The organism is Streptomyces sp. MH60, assembly GCF_002939385.1.
GTDB lineage: Bacteria > Actinomycetota > Actinomycetes > Streptomycetales > Streptomycetaceae > Streptomyces.
This window is the reverse complement of sequence record NZ_MULI01000017.1, coordinates 25,662-42,671: the sequence shown is the minus strand read 5'-3', so window position 1 is coordinate 42,671 and position 17,010 is coordinate 25,662. Positions and strand designations below refer to the sequence as shown.

Genomic DNA, 17,010 nt, shown 5'->3' with positions numbered 1-17,010 from the left:
ACAGCCGACGGGACTTGTACGGGATCGCCCTTACGGGCGGTGGCCGGAGCCGCCGCCGCGCAGCGCGCACAGGACGTCGATGCGGTTGGTGGTGATCGAGTCGACGCCCAGGGCGCGCAGCCGGCGCATGGTGCGGCGGGGCGGGGGTCCACACGGACAGCAGGAGCCCGTGGCGTGGACGCGGTCGGCCAGGGCCCGGTGCACCAGGCCGAAGCGGTAGTTGAGCCACCGCGGCCGCACCGCCGCCAGCAGCGCCGGCCGGGGCGGGGCGGCCGTGGTCCAGGTCATGGCGATCTCGGCGGCGGGGTCGGCGGCCCGCACGGCGAGCATCGCGGCGGCGCCCGCGGTGTAGTACACCCGGTCCCGCGCCCCGCACTCGCGGACCACGTCCACGATGCGCCGCACCGCCCGCTCGCCGGGCGCCCCGGGCAGGTCGAGCATCAGCCGGCCGTCACCGGTCGCGGCCAGCGCCTCGGCGAGCGTCGGCACCCTGCCCGCCGTCAGCCCGCGCACCTCCTCGGCCGACAGGGAGCGCAGCGGCCGGTCGTGCCGCCACAGCCGCTTCAGCGTCTCGTCGTGCAGCAGCACCGGCACGCCGTCCCGGGTGAGGCGTACGTCGGTCTCGACCGCGTCCGCGCCGCGGTCCAGGGCGGAACGCAGCGAGTCGATCGTGTTCTCGCGGTGCCGGTAGGGGTCACCGCGGTGGGCGACGGCGGTCAGGGGGCGCGGGGTGTCCATGGGGGCGGCAACTCTCAGGAGGCGAGCCAGTCGGCGGTGTACGTGTCGATCTCGTCGGCGATGCGGGCCTTGCCCGGCGCGTCGAGGAAGGCGGCCTCGACCCCGTTCTTCGCCAGGTCGGCGAGGCCGCGCTCGTCGAGGCCGAGGAGCCGGGCGGCGACCGCGTACTCGTTGTTGAGGTCGGTGCCGAACATCGGCGGGTCGTCGGAGTTGATCGTCACCAGGACGCCGGCGCGGGCGAACTCCTTGAGCGGGTGCTCGTCCAGGGTGCGCACCGCGCGGGTGGCGATGTTCGAGGTCGGGCACACCTCCAGCGGGATGCGCCGCTCGGCGAGGTGGGCCAGGAGCCTCGGGTCCCGCGCGGAGCTGGTGCCGTGTCCGATGCGCTCGGCGCGCAGGTCGGTGAGGGCGTCCCACACGGTCTGCGGGCCGGTCGTCTCGCCCGCGTGCGGCACCGAGTGCAGTCCCGCGGCGATCGCCCGGTCGAAGTACGGCTTGAACTGCGGGCGGGCCACCCCGATCTCGGGCCCGCCGAGCCCGAAGGAGACCAGGCCCTCCGGGCGCAGCCGGTCGTCGGTCGCGAGCCGTGTCGTCTCCTCGGCGGACTCCAGACCGGCCTCCCCGGGGATGTCGAAGCACCAGCGCAGTACGGTCCCGAACTCGGCCTCGGCCGCCTTGCGGGCGTCCTCGATCGCGTCCATGAAGGCGCCCTCGTCGATACCGCGCCGGGTGGAGGAGAACGGCGTGATGGTCAGCTCGGCGTAGCGCACCTGCTGGCGGGCCATGTCCCGGGCCACCTCGTAGGTCAGCAGCCGGACGTCCTCCGGGGTGCGGACCAGGTCGACCACGGACAGGTAGACGTCGATGAAGTGCGCGAAGTCCGTGAACGTGAAGTAGTCGGCCAGGGCCTCGGGGTCGGTGGGGACCTTGGAGTCGGGGTGGCGGGCGGCCAGTTCGGAGACGATGCGCGGGGAGGCGGAACCGACGTGGTGGACGTGCAGTTCGGCCTTCGGCAGTCCGGCGATGAAGGCGTGCAGGTCGCGCGGGACGTCGGGGTCGACGAGGTGCTCGGTCAAGGGTTCCTCCCCAGGGCGGCGCCCCGGGCCGCGGGGCGGCGGTGGGGCACGGGTGATCGGCTGATCGGTCGTTCGGGGATCATCGTAGGCCGGTCTCACGCCCGGCGGCCCGGGACCGTAGCATGGCGGGCACGAACGACCCGGGGGGACAGCACATGACGGACGCGATACGGCCGGAGGGGGAATCCTCCGGCGGCCACGACCCCTGGGCGCCCCCGGAGAGCGGGCCGTCCCTGGACAAGGGCGCCGGCGCCGGGCAGCCCCAGCAGCCGTCCCAGCCGCCCGCCTCCGACGCGCCGCCCCCCTGGCCGCCGGCGCCGGGCGTGCACGACCAGGCCACGGTCACCTCGATGCCCGGCGCCGGGTTCCCCGGCCCGGACGCCGCGGTGCCCCCGCCGCCCCTCGCGCCCGGTGGGGCCGGCGTCCCGGGCGGATACGGCTACCCCGGCTACGGCCAGGGTTACGGCTGGCCGGGCATGCAGGCGCCCCCGCAGAACGGGCTCGGCACCGCGTCGATGGTGCTGGGCATCCTCGCCTGCGCGCTGTTCTGCCTGTACGGCGTGGTCTCCCTGGTGCTCGGCATCCTCGCCGTGGTCTTCGGGATCAAGGGCCGCCGGAAGGCGGAGAGCGGTCTGGCCACCAACCACGGGCAGGCCCAGGCCGGATTCGTCATGGGCATCGTCGGCATCGTGCTCGGTGTCGCCGTGATCGTGCTGATCGCCGTCGGGATCACCGCCGCGATCAACGAGGACTCGGGCTACGACGACCCCTACTACGGCTCCTCGCGCCCCGTGCCGGTCTCCGTCACCGCGGAAAGCTGAGCTCATCCCCGCAGGGTTGCCTCTACGATGTCAAGCGCCAACGAGGGGAGAGCAGTTCATGTCGTACTCCAATCCCGGACCCGGGGACTACGGGCCGCCGCCGCAGCCGGGGCAGCCGCCCGCGGGGGGTTACGCGTACCCGCAGTCCGCGCCCGGGTACGGCTATCCGAACCAGGGGCCTTCCTACCCGGCCGCGCCGCCGGTGGGCTATCCGCAGGGGCCCGGCTACGGCATGCCGATGCAGCCGAGCAACGGCATGGGGACCACGGGACTGGTGCTCGGCATCATCGGCGTGGTGTGCAGCCTGACCTTCTTCCTCTGGTTCTTCGGCGTGATCCTGGGCATTCTCGGGATCATCTTCGGCGCGATCGGCCGGGGCAGGGCCACCCGGGGCGAGGCCACCAACAAGGGTGCCGCGACCGCCGGTCTCGTGCTCGGCATCACGGCCACCGTGATCCTGCCGCTGCTCGGCTTCCTCGCCTTCGCGAGCCTGATGAGCGTGGCCTGAGCCCGGTCCGGTAGGGGGCGGCCCCGGGCCGCCCCCTCAGCCGCTGCCCGATCAGCCGCTGCCCCCTCGGTCGCCCGCGCGCAGCCGCTCCCGGGCCGCCATCAGCGCGAAGCCCAGCAGGTTCGGCCCCCGCCAGCGCTCCGGGTCCCGCGCCGCCTCGTCGTCCGCGGCCAGGCCGATGCCCCACACCCGGTCCACGGGGCTCGCCTCCACCAGCACCCTCTCGCCCGTGTTCAGCAGGAAGGCCCGCAGCGCCGGGTCCGAGGCGAACTTGTGGACGCTGCCCTCCACCACGATCCGCGAGCGCTGCCGCTCCCACACCGCCTCGTCGAAACCGCGCACGAGCCGGCCCGCCTTCTTCGCCCCGGCGGGGTGTGCGGCCGCCAGCACCCGCCGCTCGGCCTCCGCGTCCCCGAAGAGCCGGGCCTTGCCCGCCATCATCCAGTGCTCGGCCGTCGCGTACTCCACCCCGGCCACGGTGAACGGTGACGGCCACCACTGGCTCAGACAGCCCGGCCCGAGCCTGCCGTCCGGGAGCGGCCGGTGCCCCCAGAAGCACAGGTACTCGATCCGCGCGCCCGCCCGGACCCGCGTCACCAGCGCCTCCCGGCTGTCGATGCCCTCCGCTGCCCTCCGGGCCGCCCCCGTGATCTTGTCCATGCATGCGAGTGTGGCACGCGCCACTGACACTCCGTCCGTCCTTTTCCGTGGCGACTCGACACCTGGTCGACAGATTCCGTCGCGTAACCAAATGGCAACAACGGAATCACTTGTTGGAGGCCTAGTGCTCTGTCAGGATCGGCACTCACATCGAGCCTGAGCCACGCCGGCCCCCGCCACGGGGAGACCGAGGAGAGCCGACATGCACAACCCCGGCAACGCCACCCCGGACCGATTCCCGGCCCAGGACCGCTTCGCGGACGGGGCCCAGTACATCGCGGGCCGTCTGACCCGGGGCACCTCCGGACGGACGCACACCGTCGTCGACCCGGCGACCGGCGCGGACGTCCTGACCTACGAGCTGGCCGGCCCCGACGACGTCGACGCGGCCGTCGCCGCCGCGCGGGAGGCGTTCCCCGGCTGGGCCGGCGCCACCCCGGGCGAGCGCTCCGACGCCCTGCACCGGTTCGCCGCCGTCCTCGCCGACCGCGCCGAGGACTTCGCCCGCGCGGAGTCGCTGCAATGCGGCAAGCCGCTGAAGCTGACCCGTGAGTTCGACGTGCCGGGCACGGTCGACAACGCGGCCTTCTTCGCCGGCGCCGCCCGCCACCTCCAGGGCCAGTCGGCGGGGGAGTACTCCGGCGACCACACCTCGTACGTGCGGCGCGAGCCGATCGGCGTGGTCGGGTCCATCGCGCCCTGGAACTACCCGCTCCAGATGGCCGCCTGGAAGATCCTCCCGGCCATCGCCGCGGGCAACACCATCGTCCTCAAGCCCGCCGAGATCACCCCGCTGACCTCTGTGATGTTCGCCCAGGCGGCGACCCAGGCCGGCATCCCCGACGGGGTGGTCAACATCGTCAGCGGCACCGGACGGGAGGCCGGCGAGCACCTCGTCGCCCACCCCGACGTCGCCATGACCTCCTTCACCGGGTCCACCGCCGTCGGCAAGCGCGTCGCCGAGGTCGCCACCGCCACCGTCAAACGCCTCCACCTGGAGCTGGGCGGCAAGGCGCCCTTCCTCGTCTTCGACGACGCCGACCTGGACGCCGCCGTCAACGGCGCGGTCGCGGGCGCGCTCATCAACACCGGCCAGGACTGCACGGCCGCCACGCGCGCGTATGTGCAGCGGCCCCTCTACGAGGCGTTCGTCGAGCGGACCGCCGCCCTCATGGACACCGTCCGCGTCGGCGACCCCTTCGCCCCCGGCACCGACCTCGGCCCGCTGGTCAGCCACGTCCAGCGCGACCGCGTCGCCGGGTTCGTCGACCGGGCCCGCTCCTACGCGCGCGTGGTGTGCGGCGGCGAGGCACCGCAGGGCGGCCTCAAGGAGGGCGCCTACTACCGGCCCACCCTGATCGCGGACGCCGCCCAGGACAGCGAGGCCGTCCAGTCCGAGATCTTCGGTCCCGTCCTGGTGGTGCTGCCCTTCGACACCGACGACGAGGGCATCCGGCTGGCCAACGACACGCCGTACGGGCTCGCCGCCTCCGCCTGGAGCCGGGACGTGTACCGCGCGAACCGCGCCACCCGCGAGATCAAGGCGGGCTGCGTGTGGATCAACGACCACATCCCGATCATCAGCGAGATGCCGCACGGCGGGTACAAGGCGTCCGGCTTCGGCAAGGACATGTCCGCCTACTCCTTCGAGGAGTACACGCAGGTCAAGCACGTCATGTTCGACAACACCGCGGTGGCGGCCAAGGACTGGCACCGCACCGTCTTCGGGGACCGATAGCCATCACGCCAGGCCGCCGACCACGGCCGGCCCACCCGAAAGGGCAACCACGCGCATGGAGCAGTACGAGCCAGACCGCCTGTCCCCGGCCCAAGTGGCCGCCATGCGGCGCAGTCTCAGGAGCGGCAGGGCCGCCCTCACCCGCCGTTCGCTGCTGCGCGCCTCCACGGGCGGCACGCTCGCCGTCGGCGGCCTCGGCCTGCTGAGCGGCTGCGGCATCCCGGCGGCCGGCAAGACCGAGGGCGGCGTCTCCGCCGAGGACCACTCCAAGGAGGAGAAGCAGGTCCGCTTCTCCAACTGGACCGAGTACATGGACGTGGACGAGAGCGGCCGCCGGCACCCGACGCTGGAGGCGTTCACCCAGCGCACCGGCGTCAAGGTCACGTACACCGAGGACATCAACGACAACAGCGAGTTCTTCGGCAAGATCCAGCCGCAGCTCGCCGCGGGCCAGGAGACCGGCCGCGACATCGTCGTCCTCACCGACTGGCTGGCCGCCCGCCTGATCCGGCTCGGCTGGGTGCAGAAACTGGACCCGGCCAACCTGCCGCACGCCTTCGCCAACCTGTCGCCCCAGTTCCGCAGCCCCGACTGGGACCCCGGCCGGGCCTACTCCTACCCGTGGCAGGGCATCTCGACCGTCATCGCCTACAACAAGAAGGCGCTGGACGGCATCGAGGTCAAGACGGTCTCCGACCTGCTCGACAACCCGAAGCTCAAGGGCCGGGTCGGCTTCCTCACCGAGATGCGCGACACCATGGGCATGACGCTGCTCGACATGGGCAAGGACCCGGCCCGCTTCGCCGACGACGACTACGACGCCGCGGTCGCCCGGCTCCAGAAGGGCGTCGACCGCGGTCAGATACGCCGCTTCACCGGCAACGACTACACGTCCGACCTCAGCAAGGGGGACTTCGCGGCCTGTCTGGCCTGGGCCGGTGACGTGGTCCAGCTCAAGGCGGACAACCCGGACATCGATTTCGTCATCCCGGACAGCGGCTACGTCACGTCGAGCGACAACATGCTGATCCCCAACAAGGCACGGCACAAGACGAACGCCGAACGGCTCATCGACTACTACTACGAGCCGGGACCGGCCGCGGAACTCGCCGCCTACATCAACTTCGTCTGCCCGGTCGACGGCGTGAAGGACGACCTGGCGAAGATCGACGAGGACGCGGCGAACAACCCGCTGATCCTTCCCGACAAGGCCATGCAGGCCAAGTCGCACTCCTTCCGCTCCCTGAGCGCGAAGGAAGAGACGGCATACGAAGCCAAGTTCGCGAAGCTCACCGGGGCGTGACGACGATGACGACGCATACGACGAAGAACCAGACGGCCGCGACGGACGGCGGCGGCGACGTCCGCCTGGCCGGCATCACCAAGACCTACGGCTCTTTCACCGCCGTGCACCCGCTCGACCTGACCGTGCCCCAGGGGTCGTTCTTCGCCCTGCTCGGCGCCTCCGGCTGCGGCAAGACCACCACCCTGCGCATGATCGCCGGACTGGAGGAGCCGAGCGGCGGCACCGTCCACCTCGGCGACCAGGACGTGACCGCGCTGCCGCCCTACAAGCGGCCGGTCAACACGGTCTTCCAGTCCTACGCCCTCTTCCCGCACCTCGACATCTACGAGAACGTCGCCTTCGGTCTGCGCCGGCGCGGCATCAAGAGCGTGAAGAAGCAGGTCGGGGAGATGCTCGACCTGGTGCAGCTCGGCGAGCAGGCGCGCAAGAAGCCGCACCAGCTCTCCGGCGGCCAGCAGCAGCGCGTCGCGGTCGCCCGCGCCCTGATCAACCACCCCAAGGTGCTGCTCCTCGACGAACCCCTCGGCGCCCTCGACCTCAAGCTCCGCCGCCAGATGCAGCTGGAGCTCAAGCGCATCCAGACCGAGGTCGGCATCACCTTCGTGCACGTCACCCACGACCAGGAGGAGGCCATGACGATGGCCGACCAGGTCGCCGTGATGAACGCGGGCCGCGTCGAGCAACTGGGCGCCCCCGCCGACCTGTACGAGAACCCGAGGACCACCTTCGTCGCCAACTTCCTGGGCACCTCCAACCTCATCGAGGCCGAGGTCGACACCCGCAGCGGTGACGACCTCGTCGTGAAGGCGGCCGGTGACAAGCTGGTGCTGCCCGGCGCCCGCTGTTCCGCGCCGGCGAAGGCGGGCGACAAGATCCTGGTCGGGGTCCGCCCCGAGAAGATCAGCCTCACCCACGCCGACGACGCGGGCTCCGTCCCCGAGGGCCGCAACCGCATCACCGGCAGGATCGGCAACACCAGTTTCATCGGCGTCTCCACCCAGTACGTCGTGGACTGCGCCGCCTGCCCCGAGTTCGAGGTCTACGCCCAGAACATCGACCGCGACGCCCGCCTCGCGCCCGGCGCCGAGGTCGTCCTGCACTGGAACCCGGCGCACACCTTCGGGCTCGACGCTGACCAGTCCCCGCTTGCCGGGACGATGGGCGACGCGGGTGTCACCGAGGGGGAGGGCGCCTGATGTCCACCCTCACCGAGGCGCCACCGCCGCTGACCCCGGCCGCGCCCGAGCAGCAGCCCCCGCGCAAGAGGGGCCGCTGGACGCCGTACTGGCTGCTGCTGCCCGGCATCCTCTGGCTGGTCGTCTTCTTCGCGGCGCCGATGGTCTACCAGGCCTCCACCTCGGTGCAGACGGGCTCGCTGGAGGAGGGCTACAAGGTCACCTGGCACTTCGTGACCTACTGGGACGCGGTGTCCGAGTACTGGCCGCAGTTCCTGCGCTCGGTCGCCTACGCCGCCTCCGCGACCGTGCTGTGCCTGCTGCTCGGCTATCCGCTGGCGTACCTCATCGCCTTCCGCGCGGGACGCTGGCGGAACCTGATCATGATCCTGGTGATCGCGCCGTTCTTCACCAGCTTCCTGATCCGCACCCTGGCCTGGAAGACGATCCTCGCGGACGGCGGGCCGGTGGTCGGCGCCCTGAACACGCTGCACGTCCTGGACGTGACCGGCTGGCTGGGCTGGACCTCCGGCGACCGCGTGCTGGCCACCCCGCTCGCGGTGGTCTGCGGTCTGACGTACAACTTCCTGCCCTTCATGATCCTGCCGCTCTACACCTCCCTGGAGCGCATCGACGGCCGGCTGCACGAGGCGGCGGGGGACCTGTACGCGAAGCCGTCCACGGTCTTCCGCAGGGTCACCTTCCCGCTGTCGATGCCGGGCGTCGTCTCCGGCACCCTGCTGACCTTCATCCCGGCCACCGGCGACTACGTCAACGCCTCCCTGCTGGGCTCGGCCGACACCGGAATGATCGGAAACGTCATCCAGTCCCAGTTCCTCAGGGTGCTGGACTATCCGACGGCGGCCGCGCTCTCGTTCGTCCTCATGGCCGCGATTCTCGCCATGGTCACCTTCTACATCCGCAAGTCCGGAACGGAGGATCTCGTTTAAATGGCCTTCGTCACCTCCTCCAAGAACTGGCTCAAGCGCCATCTGGTCGTGATCGCCGGACTGCTGACGCTCGCGTATCTGCTGCTGCCCAATGTCGTCGTCACGGTGTTCTCGTTCAACAAACCGAACGGGCGCTTCAACTACGAATGGCAGCAGTTCTCCACGGACGCCTGGCAGGACCCGTGCGGAGTCGCCGGGCTGTGCGGTTCCCTCTCGCTCAGCCTCCAGATCGCCCTCTGGGCGACGCTGGGCGCCACCGCGCTCGGCACCGCGATCGCCTTCGCGCTGGTCCGCTACCGCTTCCGCGCGCGCGGCGCGATCAACTCGCTGATCTTCCTGCCGATGGCGATGCCCGAGGTCGTGATGGCCGCCTCGCTGCTCACCCTCTTCCTCAACATGGGTGCTCAGCTCGGCTTCTGGACGATCCTGATCGCCCACATCATGTTCTGCCTCAGCTTCGTCGTGACGGCCGTCAAGGCGCGTGTGATGTCGATGGACCCGAGGCTGGAGCAGGCGGCGCAGGACCTGTACGCCGGTCCCTTCCAGACCTTCGTCCGGGTCACGCTGCCGATCGCCGCCCCCGGTATCGCGGCCGGCGCGCTGCTCGCCTTCGCGCTGTCCTTCGACGATTTCATCATCACCAATTTCAACGCGGGCTCGACCGTCACCTTCCCCATGTTCGTCTGGGGATCGGCCCAGCGCGGAACGCCCGTCCAGATCAATGTCATCGGTACGGCCATGTTCGTCATCGCCGTACTGTTCGTCCTGGCCTCCATGGTCATCGGCAACCGCCGGAATCGCCGCAAGGCATAAAGCACATCAGCTGTATTCGTAGGGAGTTGAAATCATGGCCCCTAGCGCCATGAGCCGCAGCAACGACTGGACGAAATCCCTGTCCGACGCCCAGCCGGTCCCGTACTGGCTGGACGACCCCGGCCGCCCCCGCCCCGCGGCCGCCCTCACCGGCGCCGAGACCTGCGACCTGCTGGTCGTCGGCGGCGGCTACAGCGGACTGTGGACCGCGCTGATCGCCAAGGAGCGCGACCCGGGGCGGGACGTGGTGCTGCTGGAGGGCCGCGAGGTGGGCTGGGCCGCCTCCGGCCGCAACGGCGGCTTCTGCGCCGCCTCCCTCACCCACGGGCTGTCCAACGGCCTCACCCGCTGGCCGGACGAGATCCACCGGCTGGAGCGGCTGGGCGCCCGCAACCTCGACGCCATCGAGGAGGCGGTCGCCCGCCACGGCCTCGACTGCGACTTCGAACGCACCGGCGAGATCGACGTCGCCACCGAGCCCTACCAGGCCCGCGAACTCGAGGAGTGGCACGAGGAGCTGCGCGCCAAGGGCCTCGCCGAGGGCATCGAGTACCTGGACGCCGAGGCCGTGCGGGAACAGGTCGACTCCCCGACCTTCCTGGCCGGCCTGTGGGACCGGCGGGGCGTGGCGATGGTCAACCCCGCCAAGCTGGCCTGGGGCCTCAAGCGCGCCTGCCTCGCCCTCGGGGTGCGCGTGTACGAGCACACCCCGGCGCTCACCCTCAAGCCGTACGGCGCCGGCATGGCCGTACGCACCCCGTACGGCGGGGTCCGCGCCCGCACGGTGGCGCTCGGCACCAACATCTTCCCGAACCTCGTCCGCAGGGTCCGCCCGTACACCGTCCCGGTCTACGACTACGCCCTGATGACCGAGCCGCTCACCGACGCGCAGCTCGCCTCCGTCGGCTGGAAGAACCGGCAGGGCCTCGGGGACAGCGCCAACCAGTTCCACTACTTCCGCCTCTCCGCCGACCACCGGATCCTGTGGGGCGGCTACGACGCCGTCTACCCGTACGGCGGCCGGGTGCGCGCCGAGTACGACGACCGCCCCGAGACCTACGCCAAGCTCGCCGGGCACTTCTTCACCTGCTTCCCGCAGCTGGAGGGCGTCCGCTTCACCCATGCCTGGGGCGGCGCCATCGACACCTGCTCGCGCTTCTCGGCGTTCTTCGGCACCGCGCACCAGGGCAAGGTGGCGTACGCGGCCGGGTACACCGGCCTCGGTGTGGGCGCCACCCGGTTCGGCGCCGAGGTGATGCTCGACCTGCTGGCGGGGGAGCGCACCGAGCGCACCGAGCTGGAGATGGTGCGCAGGAAGCCGCTGCCGTTCCCGCCCGAGCCCTTCGCCTGGACCGGCATCGCGCTCACCAAGTGGTCGCTGGCCCGCGCGGACGCTCAGGGCGGCCGGCGCAACCTGTGGCTGCGGACGATGGACCGCCTGGGCCTCGGCTTCGACAGCTGAGCAGTGCCGGTGGGCGGGCGTGTGACCCGGTTCACCCCAACGAGGCACGACAACCCGCGTAATGGAGCCGGGAGACCTCCCTCTCCCTCGTGACGCACCCCGCGTCGACGAGTGAAAGGGAGGTTTCACATGCCTGGTGCCAAGACGGCGGTCGCGTGGCTGGCATCCGTCGCACCGGATCCCGAGTCCTGCCGCCGGGACTGGGAGCGCGATCCTTCGGGCGTCGCGCTGCTGCCCGCCGGCAAGGCCTGGGACGTGCTCATCCTGCCGAGCAGGCTCGGCTATCCGACCCTGGACGTGCTCTCCCGCGTCCTGGACCAGCCAGGGCCGGTGCTCGCCGACTTCGGCGACGCGCGCACGGGCTTCTTCGTGCCGGCCGGCACGGCGGCCCGCTGGGTCGGCACCGGCATCCGGACCGCCGGGCTCGGCACCTGGATCGTGGTGCCGTACCCCGGCGGACTGTCGTCCGGAGGCACCCGCTGGCTGATCCCGCCGGACGGGACCGGCACCCTCACCGACCCCTCGCTCCTGGAGCTGGCGATGCACGAGGCGGCGGCGGCCCTGGCGGGGGAGGAGGGCGAGGCGCGGCGGGAGTGACGTGCGCAAGGGGTTGACAACAGAATTGGTCTGGACCAAATTGGGCGCGCTCCGCCCTCCCCATCTCCCCCATGTCCGGAGGCACTTGTGGAACGCGCACGTGTGGAACACGCCAGACCGCTCGCCCGTCGCCCCCTCGTCACCCTGCTCACGGCCGCGGCCCTCGCTGTGTCCGGCCTGACCGCGCTCACGTCGGCCGCCCGTGCGGCCGACGCGGACCTCGCCCGCAACGGCGGCTTCGAGTCCGCGCTCGACGGCTGGACCTGTACGGCGGGCACGACCGTGACCTCGCCCGTGCACGGCGGCACGGCGGCCCTGAAGGCCACCCCGGCGGGCGCCGACAACGCCCGCTGCGCGCAGACGGTGTCCGTCAGACCGGACTCCCCGTACACTCTCTCCGGATACGTCCAGGGCAGCTACGTATACCTCGGCGCGAGCGGCACCGGCACCACCGACGTCTCCACGTGGGCCCAGTCCGCCCTCGACTGGAAGCAGCTCACCACCACGTTCCGCACCGGCCCGTCGACCACGAAGGTCACCCTCTACACCCACGGCTGGTACGGCACCGGCGCCTACCACGCCGACGACATCTCCCTCACCGGCCCGGGCGGGGATACGGGCCAGCCCCCGGCGGCTCCCGGCGGCCTGAAGGCCGGCTCGGTGACCTCCTCCAGCGTCGCCCTGTCCTGGTCACCGGTGCCGGGGGCGACGGGATACGCCGTCTACCGCGACGGCGCCAAGGCCGCCACCGTCACCGGCGCCTCCACCACCGTGACCGGACTGACCCCCTCGACCGCGTACTCCTTCCAGGTGACCGCGCTCAACGACGCGGGCGAGTCGGCACGCTCCGCCACGGTCACGGCGACCACCGCCCAGCGCCCGGACGACGGCGGCGGCTCCTCCGACCTCCCGGCCCACGCCCTGGTCGGCTACCTCCACGCCAGCTTCGCCAACGGCTCCGGCTACACGCGCATGGCCGACGTGCCCGACAGCTGGGACGTCATCGACCTGGCCTTCGGTGAGCCCACCTCGGTCACGTCGGGGGACATCCGCTTCGAGCGCTGCCCGGTCACCGAGTGCCCGAACGTGGAGAGCGACGCCGAGTTCAAGGCCGCGATCAAGGCCAAGCAGGCGGCCGGCAAGAAGGTGCTGATCTCCATCGGCGGCCAGAACGGCCAGGTGCAGCTCACCACCGCCGCCGCCCGCGACAGGTTCGTCTCCTCCGTCTCCGCGATCATCGACGAGTACGGCCTGGACGGCCTCGACATCGACTTCGAGGGCCACTCCCTCTCCCTGAACGCCGACGACACGGACTTCAAGAACCCGAAGACCCCCGTCGTCGTCAACCTCATCTCGGCCGTGAAGACCCTGAAGGCCAAGTACGGCGACGGCTTCGTGCTGACCATGGCCCCGGAGACCTTCTTCGTGCAGCTCGGCTACCAGTACTACGGCACCGGCAAGTGGGGCGGCCAGGACCCGCGGGCCGGGGCCTACCTGCCCGTCATCCACGCCCTGCGCGACGACCTCACCCTGCTGCACGTCCAGGACTACAACTCCGGCCCGATCATGGGCCTCGACAACCAGTACCACTCCATGGGCGGCGCCGACTTCCACATCGCCATGACCGACATGCTGCTCACCGGCTTCCCGGTCGCGGGCGACGCGAACAACGTCTTCCCGCCGCTGCGCCCGGACCAGGTGGCGATCGGCATGCCCGCCTCCACCAACGCGGGCAACGGCCACGTCTCCCCGGCCGAGGTCACCAAGACCCTGAACTGCCTGACCAGGAAGACCGACTGCGGCTCGTACGCCACCCACGGCACCTGGCCCGCCCTGCGCGGCCTGATGACCTGGTCGATCAACTGGGACCGTTACTCGAACTGGGAGTTCCAGAAGAACTTCGACGCGTACTTCGGCTGACGCCCGGCGGGGTCCGGCGGACCGCCAGCCGGACCCCGGCCAGCAGCACCACCCCCAGGCACCAACTGGCCACCACGTCCAGCGGCCAGTGGTAGCCCCGCCGCACCAGCCCGTAGGAGGTGCCCAGCACCAGTACGGCACACAGCACGACCAGCGCCCGGCGTACCACGGGTGAGCGCAGGAGCGGGACCAGCAGCAGCGTCGCCGTGCCGTACGCGACGACCGCCGTGGCGGTGTGGCCCGAGGGGTAGTAGCCGACCGCCGGGGGCACCGCCGGGGTGCCGGGGCGGTCGGTCCACTCCTTCAACGGGGCGACCAGCGCCGGCACCAGGACCATCGCCAGAGCCCCGGCCAGGGGCGGCAGCCACCAGAGGTCCACACCTCTGACCCGCCCGTGCCACGCCACGTACGCCAGCGCAACGACCAGGACCGGCACCGCCACCTGCACATTGCCGAGGTCGGCCAGCAGCTCGGAGAACCGGTCGGGGTGGACGAGCGCCCCGCTCAGCCGCTCGTCCACCCCGACCAGCGGGCCGTCGGCGACCACCTGCCAGGTGATCAGCGCGAACAGGAGCACGGGAAGCCCGACGAGGGCGGACAGGGCGCGTGGCGGGGCGGAGACCGGCATGACGCCCAGCTTCGCAGGCCCGCCGTCGCGTAGTCTCACCGCCCGTGACGAGCATACGAACGGCACGGGACAGCCAGTGGGGGAAGACCTTCGCCCGGCTGCGGACCATGGCCAGGGAGGGCCGGTACGAGGAGGTCGAGGCCGAGGCGCGGGCCCTGGCCGCGCTCCCGCGGCGACCCTGGCGCAGGCGTCCGCCGCACTGGGAGGCGTGGATACTGGCCACCGGAACGGCCGTCATGCACGGCCGGACGGCCGAGGCGCTGGACGAACTGGACACGCTGATCGCGGAACTGGAGCCGGTCGGCCTCAACGCGCAGATGCTGCGACTGATCGCCCGCGGCAACCGGGTGGTGGCCCTGTCGGGCCTGCGGCGCTACGCGGAGGCGGAGACCGAGGCGAACGGCGTCCTGAGGGAACTGAACCAGATCGCCCACCGCGCTCCGGTGGCGGCGCTGGAGATCAACATCCTCGGACACCTGGCCGTCGTGCTGTGCGGGCTGGCCCGCCACGAGGAGGCGGAGGCCGTGGCCCGCGGCAACCTGCCCCGGGCGGACGGACCCGCCGCAGGTGTCCTGCACGCCACGCTGGCGCGCAGCCTGAACGGGCAGCGCCGCCACGAGGAGGCGCTGACGGAGGTACGCCGGAGCCTGCCGCCGCCGCCCCGTTACGCCGCCGGGTACCCGGACCTGGTCACCGCCGAGGCCCTGTACGGACTGGGACGCCGCACCGAGGCGGAGGACGCCGTACGACGGGCGCTGGCCGACTGCGAGCGGCGGCTGCACCCGGCCCATCCGCGTACCGGCGAGGCCCGCGCCCTGCTGGCCCGGATCACCGGGGAGGAAGCGGGGGAGTGAAACACCGAAGGGCCGGCACAAGGGGGGGAGTGTGCCGGCCCTTCGGTGAACCACCGCCCCGAGTGCTGAGGCGGCCGTCCTGACCGGAACGCCGCGCGCCCCGGGGGGTTTGGGGCGGGCGACCGTCCGATCGGTGAGGAAGCCGGAACCCGTGGGCTCCGGTTGTGTGCGCGAGGCACGACCAGGTCGAAGCTGGGGAGGCCTCGTCCTGATGATCCGCCCACAGTCCCCTGTGGGCGGGTGTATCTCTCATCTGCGTAGAACCTACGGCAGGGGGTGCGCTCAGGACAGGGTCATCGGCGTCCTGACATCCACCTCGCACACGTTCTTCACACGCTCTGCCGGTCGTCCCGCCAGGCGTGCGAAAGGCGGCTCAGATGCGCGTTCGACGCTCGTGCTCAGATGCGGGTGAAGGCCTGCTCGATGATGTCGAGGCCCTCGTTCAGCAGGTCCTCCCCGATGACCAGCGGGGGCAGGAAGCGCAGCACGTTGCCGTAGGTGCCACAGGTCAGGACCAGCAGGCCCTCCTGGTGGCAGGCCTTGGCGAGCGCGGCGGTCGCCTCCGGGGCCGGCTCCTTGGTGGCGCGGTCCTTGACCAGCTCGATCGCGATCATCGCGCCGCGGCCCCGGACGTCGCCGATGACGTCGAACTTCTCGGCCATGGCGGACAGGCGGGACTTCATGACCGCCTCGATCTCCTTCGCCCGGGCGTTGAGGTCCAGCTCCTTCATCGTCTCGATGGCGCCGAGCGCGCCCGCGCACGCCACCGGGTTGCCGCCGTAGGTGCCGCCGAGGCCGCCGGAGTGCGCGGCGTCCATGATCTCGGCGCGACCGGTGACGGCGGAAAGCGGCAGACCGCCCGCGATGCCCTTGGCCGTGGTGATGAGGTCCGGGACGATGCCCTCGTCCTCGCAGGCGAACCACTGACCGGTGCGGCAGAAGCCGGACTGGATCTCGTCCGCGACGAAGACGATGCCGTTGTCCTCGGCGAACCGGCTGATCGCGGGCAGGAAGCCCTTGGCCGGCTCGATGAAGCCGCCCTCGCCGAGCACCGGCTCGATGATGATCGCGGCCACGTTCTCGGCGCCGACCTGCTTGGTGATCTGGTCGATCGCCTGGGCGGCGGCCTCCGGACCGGCGTTCTGAGCACCGGTCGGCCAGCGGTAGCCGTAGGCGACCGGCACGCGGTACACCTCGGGCGCGAACGGACCGAAGCCGTGCTTGTACGGCATGTTCTTCGCGGTCAGCGCCATGGTCAGGTTGGTCCGGCCGTGGTACCCGTGGTCGAAGACCACCACGGCCTGCCGCTTGGTGTACGCACGCGCGATCTTGACGGCGTTCTCCACGGCCTCGGCGCCGCTGTTGAACAGGGCCGACTTCTTGGCGTGGTCGCCCGGCGTCAGCTCGGCCAGCGCCTCGGCGACGGCGACGTAGCCCTCGTACGGCGTGACCATGAAACAGGTGTGGGTGAAGTCGGCGAGCTGCGCGGACGCCTTGCGTACGACGGCCTCGGCGGAGGCGCCGACGGAGGTCACCGCGATGCCGGAGCCGAAGTCGATCAGACGGTTGCCGTCGACGTCCTCGATCACACCGCCGCCGGCGCGCGCGACGAACACGGGCAGCGTGGAGCCCACCCCCTGCGCGACCACGGCCGTACGGCGGGCCTGCAGCTCCCGCGACTTCGGGCCGGGGATGGCGGTGACGACGCGGCGCTCCTGCGGAAGGGCGGTCATGGGGGCTCCTGGGGTCTTGCGGACGAACGCT

16 protein-coding genes are annotated in these 17,010 nt (G+C 71.5%); 11 read left to right on the top strand and 5 right to left on the bottom strand.

What is annotated here, in order from left to right; translation table 11 throughout:
• Nucleotides 1-30: 30 nt before the first annotated feature.
• Together BZZ08_RS13935 and BZZ08_RS13930 are read right to left on the bottom strand one after the other, a co-directional pair.
• The gene (locus tag BZZ08_RS13935) at nt 31-738 is read right to left on the bottom strand and encodes a glycerophosphodiester phosphodiesterase (protein WP_104632517.1); all 708 of its coding nucleotides are present in this window, start codon (nt 736-738) and stop codon (nt 31-33) included.
• A gap of 14 nt (nt 739-752) precedes the next feature.
• Nucleotides 753-1,913: an adenosine deaminase gene (locus tag BZZ08_RS13930; RefSeq protein ID WP_104632516.1), complete on the bottom strand. Its 1,161-nt coding sequence runs from the start codon at nt 1,911-1,913 to the stop codon at nt 753-755.
• A gap of 56 nt (nt 1,914-1,969) precedes the next feature.
• Here BZZ08_RS13930 and BZZ08_RS13925 point away from each other — a divergent pair, with 56 nt between their 5' ends.
• Both BZZ08_RS13925 and BZZ08_RS13920 read left to right on the top strand, forming a co-directional pair.
• A complete protein-coding gene (locus BZZ08_RS13925) occupies nt 1,970-2,635 on the top strand; it encodes a DUF4190 domain-containing protein (protein ID WP_104632572.1) in 666 nt (221 codons plus the stop codon).
• Between the two features lie 58 nt (nt 2,636-2,693).
• Nucleotides 2,694-3,143: a DUF4190 domain-containing protein gene (locus BZZ08_RS13920; RefSeq protein ID WP_104632515.1), complete on the top strand. Its 450-nt coding sequence runs from the start codon at nt 2,694-2,696 to the stop codon at nt 3,141-3,143.
• 51 nt (nt 3,144-3,194) lie between these two features.
• Here BZZ08_RS13920 and BZZ08_RS13915 read toward each other — a convergent pair whose 3' ends face one another.
• Complete coding sequence (locus BZZ08_RS13915; protein ID WP_198601460.1) at nt 3,195-3,803, bottom strand: NADAR family protein; 609 nt, start codon at nt 3,801-3,803, stop codon at nt 3,195-3,197.
• Between the two features lie 202 nt (nt 3,804-4,005).
• Here BZZ08_RS13915 and BZZ08_RS13910 point away from each other — a divergent pair, with 202 nt between their 5' ends.
• The 8 genes from BZZ08_RS13910 (at nt 4,006) to BZZ08_RS13875 (ending at nt 13,764) form a co-directional block, all read left to right on the top strand.
• Entirely contained in the window at nt 4,006-5,541 is a 1,536-nt protein-coding gene (locus tag BZZ08_RS13910) for a gamma-aminobutyraldehyde dehydrogenase (protein WP_104632513.1), read from the top strand.
• A 55-nt stretch (nt 5,542-5,596) separates the two neighbouring features.
• The gene (locus BZZ08_RS13905; protein WP_104632512.1) at nt 5,597-6,844 is read left to right on the top strand and encodes a polyamine ABC transporter substrate-binding protein; all 1,248 of its coding nucleotides are present in this window, start codon (nt 5,597-5,599) and stop codon (nt 6,842-6,844) included.
• Nucleotides 6,845-6,849: 5 nt separating this feature from the next.
• A complete protein-coding gene (locus BZZ08_RS13900; protein ID WP_104632571.1) occupies nt 6,850-8,043 on the top strand; it encodes an ABC transporter ATP-binding protein in 1,194 nt (397 codons plus the stop codon).
• Nucleotides 8,043-8,972, top strand: coding sequence for an ABC transporter permease (locus tag BZZ08_RS13895; RefSeq protein WP_104632511.1), 930 nt, complete (start codon nt 8,043-8,045; stop codon nt 8,970-8,972). Before BZZ08_RS13900 ends, BZZ08_RS13895 begins: the two co-directional genes overlap by 1 nt.
• Nucleotides 8,973-9,785 carry an ABC transporter permease gene (locus BZZ08_RS13890; protein WP_104632510.1) on the top strand — a complete coding sequence of 271 codons (813 nt, stop codon included), beginning with the start codon at nt 8,973-8,975 and terminating at the stop codon, nt 9,783-9,785. It abuts the gene before it with no gap.
• A gap of 34 nt (nt 9,786-9,819) precedes the next feature.
• Nucleotides 9,820-11,247 (top strand): NAD(P)/FAD-dependent oxidoreductase, encoded by a 1,428-nt coding sequence (locus BZZ08_RS13885; RefSeq protein ID WP_104632509.1) that lies wholly within the window; start codon nt 9,820-9,822, stop codon nt 11,245-11,247.
• A 129-nt stretch (nt 11,248-11,376) separates the two neighbouring features.
• Nucleotides 11,377-11,844: a hypothetical protein gene (locus BZZ08_RS13880; protein WP_104632508.1), complete on the top strand. Its 468-nt coding sequence runs from the start codon at nt 11,377-11,379 to the stop codon at nt 11,842-11,844.
• 102 nt (nt 11,845-11,946) lie between these two features.
• Nucleotides 11,947-13,764, top strand: coding sequence for a chitinase (locus BZZ08_RS13875; protein WP_241965475.1), 1,818 nt, complete (start codon nt 11,947-11,949; stop codon nt 13,762-13,764).
• On the opposite strand, the gene BZZ08_RS13870 is transcribed toward BZZ08_RS13875, so the two are convergent.
• On the bottom strand, nt 13,703-14,392 hold the full coding sequence (locus tag BZZ08_RS13870) for a phosphatase PAP2 family protein (protein WP_198601459.1): 690 nt from the start codon (nt 14,390-14,392) through the stop codon (nt 13,703-13,705). The two genes, BZZ08_RS13875 and BZZ08_RS13870, sit on opposite strands and share 62 nt — an antisense overlap.
• A gap of 44 nt (nt 14,393-14,436) precedes the next feature.
• Here BZZ08_RS13870 and BZZ08_RS13865 point away from each other — a divergent pair, with 44 nt between their 5' ends.
• Entirely contained in the window at nt 14,437-15,246 is an 810-nt protein-coding gene (locus BZZ08_RS13865) for a tetratricopeptide repeat protein (protein WP_241965474.1), read from the top strand.
• 398 nt (nt 15,247-15,644) lie between these two features.
• Here the strand turns inward: BZZ08_RS13865 and gabT are convergent, their stop codons facing one another.
• The gene (gene gabT, locus BZZ08_RS13860) at nt 15,645-16,979 is read right to left on the bottom strand and encodes a 4-aminobutyrate--2-oxoglutarate transaminase (protein WP_104632504.1); all 1,335 of its coding nucleotides are present in this window, start codon (nt 16,977-16,979) and stop codon (nt 15,645-15,647) included.
• Nucleotides 16,980-17,010 lie beyond the last annotated feature (31 nt).